This is a genomic window from Vannielia litorea (assembly GCF_019801175.1).
In the GTDB taxonomy this organism is placed as follows: Bacteria; Pseudomonadota; Alphaproteobacteria; order Rhodobacterales; family Rhodobacteraceae; genus Vannielia; species Vannielia litorea_B.
In genome coordinates, this window is record NZ_JAHVJR010000001.1 from 801,727 (window position 1) to 815,716 (window position 13,990).

The window sequence follows — 13,990 nt, forward strand, 5'->3', positions numbered from 1 at the left end:
GGGCGCGAGCGCTGCAATCCCCTTGGCATCGGTGCGGGTTTCCGGGTAAGAAGCACCGATCTTTCGGGGCGCAGACCCCGGAGCGCAAAGAAGACGCAGGGAACAGAAGGCAGGCAGATGAGCGATAGCGAGAGCTTCATCGACGAGGTCACCGAAGAGCTGCGGCGCGACAGGTTGTTTTCGCTGATGCGGCGCTACGGCTGGATCCCTCTCGTCATCATTCTGGCGCTGGTCGGCGGCGCCGCTTGGTTCGAGTGGCAGCGGTCCAGTGCGCGGGCCGAGGCTGAAGCGCGCGGAGATGCGGTGCTGGCGGCGCTCCAGGCGGAGGAGGGCGAGGCCCGGCTTTCCGCGCTCGAAGCCCTTGAAGCCGATGGTGAATTCGCTGCCGTGCTCGACCTCCTGAAGGCCGCCGAGGCGCAAAGCGCGGAGGACCCGAAGGGCGCGGCCGAGATCCTGCTGGGGGTGGCCAATGACGCCTCCCTGCCGCAACCGTGGCGCGACCTTGCCGGGCTGAAGGCGGTAATGCTGGGGTCCGAGGCCATGGAGCCCGACACGCGCAAGGACCTGCTCGACCGGATCGCCGCTTCGGCCTCTCCGATGGCCCGGATGGCGCGTGAGCAGCAGGTCTACCTGCTGATCGAGACGGGCGACCGCGAGGCCGCTCTGGCCGCGGCGCAGGCGCTGGTCGAGGAAGACGGCCTCAGCCGGGGCTTGCAAGAGCGGCTGTTGCAAGTGATTGTGGCACTGGGAGGAAAGCCCGAAGAGGGCTGATCGGACCTGCGCCCGCAGCTTCAAGAAGGCGCGGGCCGGAGAGATGAGACGGGGCAAGGAAGGCACGCCGTGAGAGCAGCAACGAAGTGGATCACCGCAGGCACGGTCCTGGCCCTGCTTTCGGCCTGTGGCCAGGGCGAGCAGCCCCTGCCCGGAAAGCGCATCGGCATTCGCGAGGCGGCCGGGGTCGCCGACATTGGCGGCGCGACCGCCCCTACCTATCGCGGCTCGGCGCCGATCTCGCTGCCCGCACCGGTCAACCACGGCTCATGGACCCACCGCAACGGCGGCCCGCAGCACCGCATCCAGCACCCGGCACTGGCGCGGAATGTGCAGGCGATCTGGCGGGCGAACATTGGTTCGGGCGACAGCCGGAAGGCCCGGATCACCGCTGATCCGGTGGCCTCGGGCGGGCGCATCTTTACGATGGACAGCCGCGCACAGGTCTCCGCCGTCTCCACCGGCGGCGCGGTGATCTGGTCGACAGACATCACCCCGGCGCGGGATCGGACCACGGATGCCTCCGGCGGCGGCCTCGCTGTTTCTGGAAATACCCTTTACGTGACAAGCGGTTACGGTGAGCTCCTTGCGCTCGACGTGGCCACCGGCGGGCTGCGCTGGCGGCAGCGGTTCGACGGGCCGGTGCAAGGCACACCCACGGTTGAGGGCGGCACGGTTTACGTGGTGAGCCGCGACAACCGGGCCTTCGCTGTGGAAGCCTCCAACGGGCGGCTCAAGTGGGAGATGCCCGGCACGCCGACGCCTTCGGTGATGTCCGGCGGGGCAGGGCCTGCGCTGACTGACCGCTCGGTGATCTTCCCGCTCGGCAACAGCCAGGTGACCGGCGCGCTGAAGCTTTCGGGCGTGCGGACGTGGTCCGAGATCATCGCCGGCGAGCGGCGCGGGCGGGCCTATACCGGCTACACCGATGTCACCGGCGACCCGGTGGTGGTGGGCAGCACGGTGTACGTGGGCACCCAATCGGGCCGCACCGTGGCGCTGAACGTGGACACTGGCGAGCGGCTCTGGACCGCGCTGGATGGTGCCTATTCGCCGGTCTGGCCTGCGGGTAACTCCTTGTTTTACGTGACAGATGCCAGCCAGCTGGTGCGCGTGAGCGCCGCCACGGGCGAGACGATCTGGTCGGCCAAGCTGCCCGATTACTCGGCCCGGCGGGAGCGCCGCCGCAAGGCGGTTGTTGCCCACTATGGCCCGGTTCTGGCGGGCGGGCTGCTGCGGGTGGCCTCGGACGACGGGCTGCTGCGCAGCTTCGATCCGACCTCGGGTGCCCTCGTCTCGGCGGTGGAGCTGCCCGGTGGTGCGGCCTCCAACCCGATCGTGGTGGCGGGCGCGCTCTATGTGGTCAACCGCAAGGGCCAACTGGTGGCTTTCCGTTAAGCGCAAAGCGGTGTATGAGGCGCCCTTACGCCTAAGCACCGGTCCGTTAACATGAGCTTCACACTTGCCATCGTTGGCCGCCCCAACGTTGGAAAATCCACTCTTTTCAACCGCTTGGTCGGCAAGCGACTGGCGCTGGTCGACGATCAGCCCGGTGTGACGCGTGACCTGCGCGAGGGCGAGGCGCGCCTTGGCGACCTGCGCTTTACCGTTATCGACACCGCCGGCCTCGAAGAGGCGACCGACGAGAGCCTGCAGGGCCGGATGCGCAAGCTCACCGAGCGCGCGGTGGAAATGGCCGACATATGCCTGTTCCTCATCGATGCACGGGCGGGCGTGACGCCGACTGACGAGGTCTTTGCCGATATCCTGCGCCGCAAGAACGCCCATGTGCTCGTGGGCTGCAACAAGGCCGAAGGCCGCGCGGCCGAGGGCGGTATCGTCGAGGCATGGAGCCTCGGGCTGGGCGACCCGATCCCGCTGAGTGCGGAGCATGGCGAGGGCATGTCGGACCTGCTGGCCGCCTTGATGCCAGTGGTTGATGAAATTTCGCTTAACAAGGTGGATGACAGCCCCGAAACCGAGGTTTCGGTGGAAGAGGGCGAAGAGCCAGAGCCTTGGAAACCCACGAAAAAGAAGCCGCTCCAAGTGGCCGTGGTGGGCCGCCCGAACGCGGGCAAATCGACCCTGATCAATGCGATCCTCGGTGAAGACCGGCTGCTGACCGGCCCCGAGGCGGGGATCACCCGCGACTCGATTTCGCTGGCGATCGAATGGGACGGCGTGCCGATGCGCCTGTTCGACACCGCAGGCATGCGCAAACGCGCCAAGGTGCAGGAAAAGCTGGAGAAACTCTCGGTTTCCGACGGTCTCAGGGCGGTGAAATTTGCCGAGGTCGTGGTGGTGCTGCTCGATGCGGCGATCCCCTTCGAGCAACAGGATTTGCGCATTGCCGACCTTGCCGAGCGCGAGGGTCGGGCCGTGGTGGTGGCGGTCAACAAATGGGACTTGGAGCCGGAAAAACAGGCCAAGCTCAAGGGGTTGCGCGTGGCGTTCGAGAAGCTGCTGCCGCAGCTGAAGGGCGCGCCGCTGGTGACGGTTTCGGCCAAGACGGGCAGGGGGCTGGACCGGTTACAGCAGGCGGTGGTGAAGGCCCATGAGGTCTGGAACCGCCGGGTGACCACGGCCAAGCTGAATGACTGGCTGATCTCGATGCTCGAACAGCACCCGCCACCCGCACCGGGCGGGCGCCGCATCAGGCTGCGCTACATGACCCAAGCCAAGACACGGCCGCCGGGGTTTGTGGTGATGTGCTCGCATCCCGACAAGCTGCCGGAGAGCTATAAACGCTATCTTGTCAACGGCTTGCGGGAGGACTTTGACATGCCCGGCACGCCGATCCGGCTGTACTTCCGCGGGCAGGGCGATGCGAACCCCTACAAGAACAAGACCAAGTCGACGCCCTCGCGGCTGCGCAAGCACTTGGGCAAGAAGCCCTTGGGCGAGTGAGGAAATCAGGGTTAACGGGGCACCGTTAACCCTGTGATGCAGGGGATGCACATCCCATGCACAACTGATGCACATTCCATACATACGCGGTTTTTGCACATCAGCCGGCGGTTAACCGGGCGCACTCTCTCATGGCGAGAGGGTCGCGGCCCCGTGATCTGCGCGCGCTTGGTGCGCTGCTGGGCCTCGTGTAGAACGGGGCAAAACAGGCGGGGCCCGCAGATGGCAGGGCCGGGATCAAGCGGGGCAACAATGCGGGCGGCAGTCCTTTTCATCATCGTGGCGCTCTGGAGCGCGGCGGCTTCGGCGCAGGGGTTCTCGGGCTTGGCGCGGGTCGATCCGGCGCGCTCGGGTCTGGAGGAAAGCGGGCGGCAGGTGGTGCTGCGGCTGACGATCTCGCAGCCGGTGCCTTACCGGGTGCGGCTGCTGGACGGCCCGCCGCGCTTGGTGGTGGATTTCCGCGAGGTGGATTTTGGCGCCTTGGGGCGGCCCGATGTGTCTTCTCTCGAAAACGTGGTGGCTCTGCGCACCGGAAGGGTCGGGCCGGGCTGGACGCGGTTGGTGGCAGAGCTTTCGGCGCCGCTGGGGCTGGAAAGCGCGCAGATGGTGACCGGGGCGGCGGATGGCTCGGCGCGGGTCGAGGTGGTGCTGGCGCCGGTGAGCGACGAAGCGTTCGCCGCGCAGGTGGCCAGCGGGCAGAGCGGCACAGATGCTTTTCCGACGCCCTCGGCCAGCGCCCCGCCCAAGCGCCGCCCGGCGGAGGGCGGCCCGCTGGTGGTGGTGCTCGACCCCGGCCATGGCGGCGTGGACCCGGGTGCGACCCGCGACGGTGTGACCGAGGCCGACCTGATGCTCGCCTTCGCCCGCGACGTGCGGGAGGCGTTGCTCAGGGCGGGCGATTACCAGGTGGTGATGACGCGGGAGGACGACAGCTTTGTGTCGCTGGAGACGCGGCTAACCATCGCGCGGCGGGCGGGGGCGGATATTTTCCTGTCGCTGCATGCCGATGCGGTGGAGGAAGGGATCGCGCGGGGGGCGCAGGTGTATACACTGTCGGAGGAGGCGAGCTCGGAGGCCTTGGCCAAGCTGGCGTGGCGGCATGACCGCGATGACATCTTGGGCGGGGCCGACCTGAGCGGGACCGATGACCGGGTGGCGCAGGCGCTGATGGAGATTGCCCGCCGCGAGACCGCGCCGCGCACTTTGGCGCTGGCCCGCTCTATGGTGGGCGGGTTGCGCGGCAAGGGGGTGCGGCTGCACAAGCATCCGATGGGGGCGGCGGATTTCTCGGTGCTTAAGTTGCCGGACATTCCGGCGGTGCTGCTGGAGGCTGCGTTTCTGTCGACGACGAGCGAGTTGGAGAAGTTGCAAAGGCCGGAGTGGCGACGGCAGGCGGCGGACGGGATCGCCGAGGGCGTTGCGGCCTGGGCTGCGGAGGATGCGCGGTTGCGGGCTTTGCGGCGGCAGTAGGGGGATTGGGGGGATGTTGCATGGCGCGTTGGAGTGTATCGGGCGTTAAGCGGTGATGGGACGTGCCATGCCCGGTGCGCGCCGTAAGGCGCCGGGCAGCGCCGTCCCGCCCGTCGCACCAGAGGTGCGCCGAGTTTTTGTCGGCCCGCCTTTGGCGGGACGGGGCGGCGCTTCGGTGAAGGAAGCGCTCACCTCTGGGGTAAGATGACTATTGCTCCATAAAGTGGCATGCACAGGCGTTGCTTGCGCCACCCCACGGGACGGCGCTGCCCGGCTTATGGCCTGACCACCCCTCGCAAAACCGTGACCGTGCGAGCGGCAAATGGCCGAAATTGTCATGCAATCTCTTTTGCTTCGTCGCGGCGCTTGCCGTATACACTTGGCCTCAAACCAAGCATGAGTTCACATCGGGAGCGGGCAGTTGCTCAGATTCTTCACCGGCATCTTCGGCGGGCTTTTCGCGCTGATAACCACCGGCGCCGCCTTTGGCGCGCTGATGCTTGGCGCGATCTTCTGGATCTATGGCCGCGATCTGCCCAACCACGAGCAGCTGGCGCAATACACCCCGCCGACGATCAGTCGGATCTACTCTGGCGAGGGCAGGATCATGGACGAATTCGCCCATGAGCGCCGCCTCTATGCCCCCTCCAGCGAGATCCCCGATCTGGTGAAGCAGGCCTTCATCTCGGCGGAAGACAAGAATTTCTACTCCCACAAGGGCTATGACCCGATGGGGATGATCGCCGCCGCCGTCGATGCAGCCAAGGGCGGGCGGCTGCGCGGCGCATCGACGATCACCCAGCAGGTGATGAAGAACTTCCTGCTCTCCTCCGACCGCTCCGCCGAGCGGAAAATCAAGGAGATCATCCTTGCCGCCCGCGTCGAGCAGGCGCTGAGCAAGGAGAAGATCCTCGAGCTCTACATGAACGAGATCTTCCTCGGGCAGAACAGCTTTGGCGTGGCTGCTGCCGCGCAGACCTACTTCAACAAGACGCTGGCCGAGCTGGAGCCGCATGAGGCGGCCTATCTGGCGGTGCTGCCGAAAGCGCCCTCGAACTATCACCCGGTGCGCGACAAGGAGCTGGCAACGAACCGCCGCAACTTCGTGCTGAAGGAGATGTATGAGAACGGCTACATCTCCTACGACCTTTATCAGAGCGAGCGCGAGATGCCGCTGCGCTCGGTGCAGAACGGTGATTTCGAGAGCTTCAAGGGCAGCCTGCCGCCGCGTGACTACTTCACCGACGAGATTCGCCGCCAGCTGAGCCGCAACTTCGGCGAGGAAGAGTTCTTTGGCGGCGGCCTGACCATTCGCGCCACGGTGGACCCGGAGCTGCAGAAGAAAGCGGCGGTGGAGCTGCAACGCGCGCTGGAGCGCTACGACCGGGGCCTCGGGCGCTGGCGCGGCACCGGCAAGACCATCGACGCGGCCCTGCTCGACGACGAGGCAAGCTGGCGCGAGGCGCTCTCGGCGGTCGAGATCGCGCGGGACGTGGAACTGGAGAGCACGTGGCTGCCCGCCGTGGTGCTGAGCGTCGGCGATCAGGAGCTGGGCCTCGGGATCGAGGGCGTGGCAATGGATGGCGCGGAGCCGCCCATCGTGCCGCGGAAGGACATCGCCTGGATCAAGGGTGACTTCCACGACAACTTCGAGCGCGGCGACGTGGTGCATGTGCGCCGGATGACAGATGACGGTGCCTTCATCCGCTGGACCCTGCGGCAGGTGCCTGCCGTGCAGGGCGCCTTCATGGCGATGGACGTGGAGAACGGCCGGGTGCTCGCGATGCAGGGTGGCTTCAGCTACCAGCATTCGGTGTTCAACCGCGCCACGCAGGCGACGCGGCAGCCCGGCTCGTCGTTCAAACCCTTCGTTTATGCGGCGGCGCTGGACTCGGGCTACACCCCGGCCACCATCGTCGTGGACGCCCCGATCGAGATCAACACGCCGCAGGGCGTGTGGCGGCCCAAGAACGCCTCCCACAAGTTCTACGGGCCGACGCCGCTGCGCACCGGCATCGAGCAGTCGCGGAACCTGATGACCATCCGCCTCGCGCAGGAGGTCGGCATGGAAACCGTGGCGAGCTATGCCGAGAGCTTCGGTGTCTATGACCGGCTCGACCCCTTCCTTGCCAACGCGCTCGGCGCGCAGGAGACCACGCTGTTCAAGATGGTCTCGGCCTATTCGATGTTCGCCAATGGTGGCGAGCGGGTGGAGCCGACCCTTGTGGACCGCGTGCAGGACCGCTGGGGCCGGACGATCTACCGGCATGACCAGCGCATCTGCGACGGCTGCGAAGTCGCCTCGCTGGCGCCCGGCGAGCTGCCCAAGATCAGCGCCAACCGCAAGCAGGCGATCGACGCGATCACCGCCTACCAGCTGACCTCAATGATGCAGGGCGTGGTCGAGCGCGGCACCGCGCGCCGCGCGGTGAGCCTTGGCGTGCCGGTGGCGGGCAAGACCGGCACCACCAACGATGCCAAGGACGTGTGGTTCATCGGCTTCACCAACACCATCGCGGCGGGCTGCTACATCGGTTACGACCGGCCCCGCACCATGCCCGGTGCTTCGGGCGGCGGCATGTGCGCACCGGTGTTCAACAGCTTCATGAAATCGGCCATCGCGAAATACGGCGCCGGCAAGTTCCAGGTGCCGCCGGGGGGCTACTTCGTGAAGATCGACCGCTTCACCGGCGCCCGTCTGGGCGACGGCGCCTCTGGCCCTCATGTGGTTTCGGAATACTTCCGCGAGGGCGAGGAGCCGATCTTCGGCATGGCCGCGATCCTCGACGGCGGCTTCGCGATGGGGGCCAACCTGCCGATGTTCGCGCAGGGCGAGAGCGACGAGGGCGAATCCCGCACGGTGACCACCTCGACCGGCAAGAAGGCCCGGATTGCGCCCAAGGCGAGCTTTGGCTCGCTCAGCTCCGGGGGCCTCTATTGACCTGCGCCACGGCGGCGCAGCCTGCGGGGTGACCCGTGGAGCTTGATGCCGCCGTTCCGGCGCTGCCGGTGCGCAGCGTGGTTGCGGCGCAGGCCTTCTATGTGGAGGCGCTCGGCTTCACCGCCAACTGGCACCACGCGGAGGGGCGGATCGGGGCGGTCAGCCACGGGCGCTGCGCGCTGTTCCTGCGCGAGGTGGATGGCCCCTTCACCCCCGGCGTGGTGTGGATCTTCGCCGAGGATGTGGATGCAGCCCATGCCGCCATGGTCGCCGCCAAGCCGACCGCGCTGCAGAACATGCCCTACGGCCTCCGCCAGTTCACCGTGACCGACCCGGATGGCAACCAGCTGCACATCCACCACGATCTCTGAACCGTCCCCGTTCATTTTCTTGCTCTCAATATCTCACGGGGGTGCGGGGGTGTGAAACCCCCGCTGCGCGCCGGTTCAGCCGGGCGACACGCACCGCAATTCTTGCCCCTCACCGCCCCACGCGGTATCAGGCACATCGAACCAAAAGAAAGGGCAGACCCATGCGGGCCGAGGCACAAAACGCGGTGGACGCGGTCGAAAAATCGCTGGAGCTTCTGGGCCAGCGGCTGGGGCTGGACACCGCCCAGCACCGGCTGGAGGAGTTCAACGCCCGCACCGAGGATCCGGATCTGTGGAACGACCCGGCCAAGGCGCAGAAGCTGATGCGCGAGCGCCAGCTGCTGGTCGATGCGCTCGACACCTACAACGGGCTGAAGCAGGAGCTTTCCGATAACATCGAGCTGGCCGAGCTGGGCGAGATGGAAGAGGACGCCGAGGTGGTGACCGAGGCGGAGAATGCGATCATCGCGCTCGAGAAGCGTGCCGCCGAGAAGGAGCTGGAGGCGCTGCTGAACGGCGAGGCCGATGGCAACGACACCTTCCTCGAGATCAACGCGGGCGCGGGCGGTACCGAGGCCTGCGACTGGGCACAGATGCTCCAGCGGATGTATGTGCGCTGGGCCGAGAAGCGCGGCTTCAAGGTGGAGTTGCAGTCGGAGGAAGCGGGCAGCGAGGCGGGCATCAAGAGCTGCGCCTACAAGATCAGCGGCACCAACGCCTATGGCTGGCTGAAGTCGGAGAGCGGTGTGCATCGTCTGGTGCGCATCAGCCCCTTCGGCAAGGGCACGCGGGAGACGAGCTTTGCCTCCGTTTGGGTCTATCCGGTGGTTGACGACAACATCGAGATCGAAGTGAACCCGGCGGACATCCGGATCGACACCTACCGGTCGAGCGGCGCGGGCGGCCAGCACGTGAACACCACCGACTCCGCCGTGCGGATCACCCACGCGCCCACTGGCATCGTGGTGACAAGCTCGGAAAAGTCGCAGCACCAGAACCGGGATATCGCCATGAAGGCGCTGAAATCGCGGCTCTACCAGATGGAGCTCGACAAGCGGAACGAGGCGATCAACGCCGCCCACGAGAGCAAGGGCTCGGCGGGCTGGGGCAACCAGATCCGTTCTTACGTGCTGCAGCCCTACCAGATGGTGAAGGACCTGCGGACCAACCACGAGACCTCTGACACCTCCGGCGTGCTCGATGGCGATCTCGACGGGTTCATGGCTGCGACCTTGGCGATGGATGTCTCCGGCAAGAGCCGGAGCGAGGCGCAGGCCGAAGGCTGATGGCGCTCACCGACCTCTCCGCCACCGCGCTTGCAGAGCGCTTGAACCGGCGGGAGGTGGGGCCGGTGGACCTGATGCAGGAGGTGCTTGCCCGGGTGGGCGCGGCGAACCCCGCGATCAACGCGATTGTCTCCCTGCGCGGTGAAGACGACCTGCTCGCCGAGGCGCGGGCGGTGGAAGAGGCCGGGCCGCCGGAGCCGGGAGAAGCCCCGCTCTGGGGTCTGCCGATGGCGGTGAAAGACCTCGTGGCCACGCGCGGCATCCGCACCACATGGGGCAGCCCGGTTTATGCGGATCACGTGCCGCAGGCCGATGACCTGATTGCCGCGCGGATGCGGGCGGCGGGGGCGATCCTGATCGGCAAGACCAATGTGCCGGAGTTCGGGCTTGGCTCGCACAGTTACAACCCGGTCTTCGGCGTCACCCGCAACCCCTATGACACGTCGCGCACGGCGGGCGGCTCCTCGGGTGGGGCGGCAGCGGCGCTGGCGGCGCGGATGGTGCCGCTGGCCGATGGCTCCGACATGATGGGCAGCCTGCGCAACCCGGCGGCATGGTGCAATGTTTACGGGATGCGGCCCAGCCACGGGCTGGTGCCGGGCGACCCGGTTGGGGAGATGATCCTGCATCCGCTCTCCACCCTCGGCCCGATGGCCCGCACGCCCGCTGACCTTGCGTTGCTGCTCGGCGTGATCGCCGGGCCGGACCCGATGCAGCCCGTGGGGGCGGGTTTCGTGCCCGGCGGCGAGGGGCCGCGCGGCAAACGGATCGGTTGGCTGGGCGATTGGGGCGGCGCATGGCCGATGGAGCCGGGGCTGCTGGAGCGCGGCGAAGCGGCGTGTGCGGTCTTCGCAGACCTCGGCGCCGTGGTAGAGCCGGTGGCGCCGCCCTTTCCGGCAGAGAAGCTCTGGGAGAGCTGGGTGGCGCTGCGGTCGTGGGCGGTGGCGGGCAAGCAGGGCGCGTTGCTGGACGATCCGGCGAACGAAGGCAAGCTGAAGCCCGCGCTGATCTGGGAGATCGAGCAGGGCAGGGCGCTGTCGGCGGCGGATGTGCAGGCGGCCAGCGCGATCCGCTCGGAGTGGTTCCGCGCCGCGGCCCGGATGTTTGCCCGCTATGACGCGGTGATCCTGCCCAGCACGCAGATGTGGCCCTTCCCGGCGGAGTGGGACTATCCGCGCGATGTGGCGGGCGTGGCGGCGGACACCTATCACCGCTGGATGGAATGCGTGGTCCCCGCCTCGCTCATCGGCCTGCCGGTGGTGAACCTGCCTGCGGGCTTCGGGCCGGAGGGCCTTCCCGCTGGCGTGCAACTGATGGGCCCGCGCGGCGCGGATGCGGCGCTGCTGGCGCTGGCGGAGGGGTATCACGCGGCGGTGGACTGGCCGGGGGCTCGGGTGCCGGAATAGGGGCAGTTGGCTGGCGGGGTGACTGGAATAGTCTCGCCCAACGGGGTTGCGCCCTGTGGCGGCCTTGGGCCAAATAGCCGGGGAAACGCGCGAGCATGGCAGGAGGATGCATGCTTGACGCCACTTATGCCGAGGCCGCCCCGAAACCGGATGTCGCCCGGCTCGACTTCTCCGACTTGCGCGCCGCCCTTGCGGCGGGCTGGCGCGATTTTACCCGCGCGCCGCAGTTCGGCCTGTTCTTTGCGCTGGTCTATGCCCTCGGCGGCTTTGCCATGGTCAAGCTCTCGCTCGGCCATGTCGCCTCGGTGCTGACCCTCTCGCTCGGCTTTCCGCTCATCGCGCCCTTCGCCGCGGTCGGGCTCTACGTGGTCTCCCGCCGCCTCGCACGCGGCGAGCGGCTGGCTTTCCTAGGCCGCAACGGCGTGCTGATCCGGGTCTGGCGCGAGCGGGCGCGGCAGATCCCGTGGATCGGGGCGATCATCGTGATCTATTTCCTGTTCTACACCTTCTTCGCCCATATGCTCTTTGCCGTCTTCCTCGGGCCGCGGGCGCTGATCAACATCTCCGAAGGGCTGACCGCGCTGATGACCCCGGCAGGCTATCGGATGATTGCCGCGCAGTTGCTCTTCGGCGCCGCCGTAGCCCTGCTGCTCTACGCGCTGACGGTGGTGTCGATCCCCTTCGCGCTGGACCGGGAGGTGGATTTCATCACCGCCATGCTCACCAGCCTCGCGGTGGTGCGGCAGAACCCGGTGGTGATGCTGGCCTGGGCGGCGCTGCTGGCAGGGCTGCTATTGGCGGCGATGCTGCCGTGGTTCCTCGGGCTGCTGATCGCGCTGCCGGTGCTGGGCCACGCGACATGGCACCTTTACGAGCGCGCGCTCATCCACCCGCCGGAGTCGCGGCCAAGCCCAGCAGGGCAAGAAGGGCCGTGAGGGTGACGAAGCTCGCCAGTGTTTGCAGCAGGAGCACGGCGGCCGGGGTGGTGACCTCGCCGTAGCGGCGGGCGAGCACCGGATAAATCGACATGGCGGGCAGGGCCGTCATGACCAGCAGGGCCGGGGAGAGGGCGGCTGGGGAGGGTACCAGACCGGCAGCGCCGAAGAGTTGCAGCAGCGCCCAAGCCAGCGCGGGCATCAGCAGCAGCTTGGCGCCGGTCACTGCCCAGGCCAGCGGGCCGAGGTCGCGCAGGGTCAGCCCGGCCAGCCCGCCGCCGATCACCACCAGCGAGACGGCGGCGGAGGAATTCGCCAGAATGTTCACCGTGCCGGTCACCACCTGCGGCATCGGCAGGGCGAGGGCGGCCACAATGATGCCAGCGAAGAGCGCGAGGATCACCGGCGAGGTCGCCAGCCGCCGGGCGATGAGCCAGCCCACCCCAGCGCTGCCGTTGCCCTGCGCCTTGCCCGCCTCGGCCAGTGCCAGCACCAGCGGGATCATCACGAGGTTCTCGAAGCTCATGTTCAGCGCCAGCGCATGCTCGGCCACCTCGGGCAGTGCCAGCCCCAGCATCGGGTAGCCGACGAAGCCGGAGTTCGCGCAGCTTGCCCCCATCGCGGCGAAGGTCGCTGCCGTAGGGGAGAGGCCGAAGGCCCGGCGCAGGCCCCAGTAGGCCGCCCCGAAGAGCGCCAGCGAGGTGAGGCAGAGCACGAGCAGATAGGCGGCATCGAAGGTCTCCCCAAGGGGGCGCGACGAGACTGCCCGGAAGATCAGCGCGGGCAGGGCGCAGGTGACGACATAGGCTCCCAGCACATCCAGCGCCTTGCCGTCGAAGACCCCGCGCCGCACCAGCAGCCAGCCAAGGGCGATGAGCGCAAAGATCGTGCCTGAGATGGAGAGAACCTGAACCATGCCCCCGCTATGGGCCGCACGCCCGGCGACCGCAAGTGCTTCACAGGTTCATTTTCTTGCTGGCAATACTCCTAGTTGCCCCTCGGCTCCGCGCCACGATAGCAGCGGGGTGCACGGCACCGCAGGCGGCCGCATTAGCGCCTGTTTCAGGCAGCAGCCTCATCTACAACCTCGGGCATCGCGCGGCTGGCGATGTCCCGTGTGAGTGCAGTACGGAAGCGGCTGGCGAGGGTCTGGATCAACACAAAGTCCCGGTTGGGTTCAGCACCGTCCCCTCTGCCGAAAGCCCAGCCCTCAGGCATCCGGTCGCCCAGCCGCAGTTTGGCGCGGGTGGCCCGGATCTCGCTGTCGCTGAGCATAGTGCCATGGGCAGCAAAGCTCGCGCTGGCCAGCGGACCGGTGCTGCGCGCGGCGCTGGCCAGTGCCTCCATCAGGTGCTCATAGGCCCGCCGGGTGCCCTCGGTCAGGAGCAACCCGCCGGCACCGAAATACCAGCCCGAGAGACCGCGCCCCATCTCGGCGCAGCGGGCGGGGGTGAGCACGGGGGTGTCCTCTCCTGCCTCCTCGGGACGCCGTGGAAACGTCAGGGCGGTGGCTTCGGTGAGTGCGAAGGCCTTGGCATAAGCGGCAGTCCGGGCCTCAGTTAGGGCGGTGAAGCGCAGGGCCGCCTTTTCGGCCTCGGCCTTGGCCGCTTCCGCTGCCGCGGTGATCCGATCGTCGGTCTTTTTTTGCTGCCGGGCAATGATGAAGCCGAACCAGGCCACCACCACGGGCAGGAAGAGAGTGGACAGGATGAAACGGAGCCATTGGGCCGGACCGGTGTCTTGCTTCAACTGCAGAAGTTCGAGCCGGAGTTTCACCAGCTCCAGCGCTTGCACCTCGGGCGGCACGTCGTGGGCCAGCAAGGCGAGCGGAAGCAGGGTGAAGGCGAGGGCTGCAGGGGCAAGGCAGTGGAGGGTAGACATTGCGGTCTCCTACACAGGCGAT

General features: G+C 67.6%; 11 protein-coding genes. 9 read left to right on the forward strand and 2 right to left on the reverse strand.

Translation table 11 applies throughout. From position 1 onward, the window contains the following. Window positions 1-117 precede the first annotated feature (117 nt). The 9 genes from KUV38_RS03905 to KUV38_RS03945 all read left to right on the forward strand — a co-directional run bounded on the left by KUV38_RS03905 (window position 118) and on the right by KUV38_RS03945 (window position 12,087). Complete coding sequence (locus KUV38_RS03905; RefSeq protein ID WP_222468790.1) at window positions 118-771, forward strand: hypothetical protein; 654 nt, start codon at window positions 118-120, stop codon at window positions 769-771. Window positions 772-840: 69 nt separating this feature from the next. Next, window positions 841-2,169: a PQQ-like beta-propeller repeat protein gene (locus KUV38_RS03910; protein ID WP_222468791.1), complete on the forward strand. Its 1,329-nt coding sequence runs from the start codon at window positions 841-843 to the stop codon at window positions 2,167-2,169. A gap of 51 nt (window positions 2,170-2,220) precedes the next feature. After that, a complete protein-coding gene (gene der / locus KUV38_RS03915; protein ID WP_222468792.1) occupies window positions 2,221-3,678 on the forward strand; it encodes a ribosome biogenesis GTPase Der in 1,458 nt (485 codons plus the stop codon). 252 nt (window positions 3,679-3,930) lie between these two features. Next, window positions 3,931-5,148 (forward strand): N-acetylmuramoyl-L-alanine amidase, encoded by a 1,218-nt coding sequence (locus KUV38_RS03920; RefSeq protein ID WP_222468793.1) that lies wholly within the window; start codon window positions 3,931-3,933, stop codon window positions 5,146-5,148. Window positions 5,149-5,569: 421 nt separating this feature from the next. Then, window positions 5,570-8,089 (forward strand): penicillin-binding protein 1A, encoded by a 2,520-nt coding sequence (locus tag KUV38_RS03925; protein ID WP_222468794.1) that lies wholly within the window; start codon window positions 5,570-5,572, stop codon window positions 8,087-8,089. A gap of 35 nt (window positions 8,090-8,124) precedes the next feature. After that, on the forward strand, window positions 8,125-8,460 hold the full coding sequence (locus tag KUV38_RS03930; RefSeq protein WP_222468795.1) for a glyoxalase superfamily protein: 336 nt from the start codon (window positions 8,125-8,127) through the stop codon (window positions 8,458-8,460). 161 nt (window positions 8,461-8,621) lie between these two features. Next, a complete protein-coding gene (prfB, locus tag KUV38_RS03935) occupies window positions 8,622-9,746 on the forward strand; it encodes a peptide chain release factor 2 (protein WP_222468796.1) in 1,125 nt (374 codons plus the stop codon). Further along, on the forward strand, window positions 9,746-11,152 hold the full coding sequence (locus KUV38_RS03940; RefSeq protein ID WP_222468797.1) for an amidase: 1,407 nt from the start codon (window positions 9,746-9,748) through the stop codon (window positions 11,150-11,152). Before prfB ends, KUV38_RS03940 begins: the two co-directional genes overlap by 1 nt. A 110-nt stretch (window positions 11,153-11,262) precedes the next feature. Continuing rightward, complete coding sequence (locus tag KUV38_RS03945) at window positions 11,263-12,087, forward strand: DUF2189 domain-containing protein (RefSeq protein ID WP_222468798.1); 825 nt, start codon at window positions 11,263-11,265, stop codon at window positions 12,085-12,087. Here the strand turns inward: KUV38_RS03945 and KUV38_RS03950 are convergent. Together KUV38_RS03950 and KUV38_RS03955 are read right to left on the reverse strand one after the other, a co-directional pair. Further along, complete coding sequence (locus tag KUV38_RS03950; protein WP_222468799.1) at window positions 12,035-13,003, reverse strand: AEC family transporter; 969 nt, start codon at window positions 13,001-13,003, stop codon at window positions 12,035-12,037. The two genes, KUV38_RS03945 and KUV38_RS03950, sit on opposite strands and share 53 nt — an antisense overlap. A gap of 146 nt (window positions 13,004-13,149) precedes the next feature. Continuing rightward, window positions 13,150-13,968, reverse strand: a complete 819-nt coding sequence (locus KUV38_RS03955) for a hypothetical protein (protein ID WP_222468800.1) — start codon at window positions 13,966-13,968, stop codon at window positions 13,150-13,152. Between the last annotated feature and the right edge of the window lie 22 nt (window positions 13,969-13,990).

Coding starts and splice junctions, on each gene's coding strand:
- KUV38_RS03905 (WP_222468790.1), top strand. CDS start 118: ATGAGCGATAGCGAGAGCTTCATCGACGAGGTCACCGAAGAGCTGCGG.
- der (WP_222468792.1), top strand. CDS start 2,221: ATGAGCTTCACACTTGCCATCGTTGGCCGCCCCAACGTTGGAAAATCC.
- KUV38_RS03920 (WP_222468793.1), top strand. CDS start 3,931: ATGCGGGCGGCAGTCCTTTTCATCATCGTGGCGCTCTGGAGCGCGGCG.
- prfB (WP_222468796.1), top strand. CDS start 8,622: ATGCGGGCCGAGGCACAAAACGCGGTGGACGCGGTCGAAAAATCGCTG.
- KUV38_RS03940 (WP_222468797.1), top strand. CDS start 9,746: ATGGCGCTCACCGACCTCTCCGCCACCGCGCTTGCAGAGCGCTTGAAC.
- KUV38_RS03945 (WP_222468798.1), top strand. CDS start 11,263: ATGCTTGACGCCACTTATGCCGAGGCCGCCCCGAAACCGGATGTCGCC.
- KUV38_RS03950 (WP_222468799.1), bottom strand. CDS start 13,003: ATGGTTCAGGTTCTCTCCATCTCAGGCACGATCTTTGCGCTCATCGCC.
- KUV38_RS03955 (WP_222468800.1), bottom strand. CDS start 13,968: ATGTCTACCCTCCACTGCCTTGCCCCTGCAGCCCTCGCCTTCACCCTG.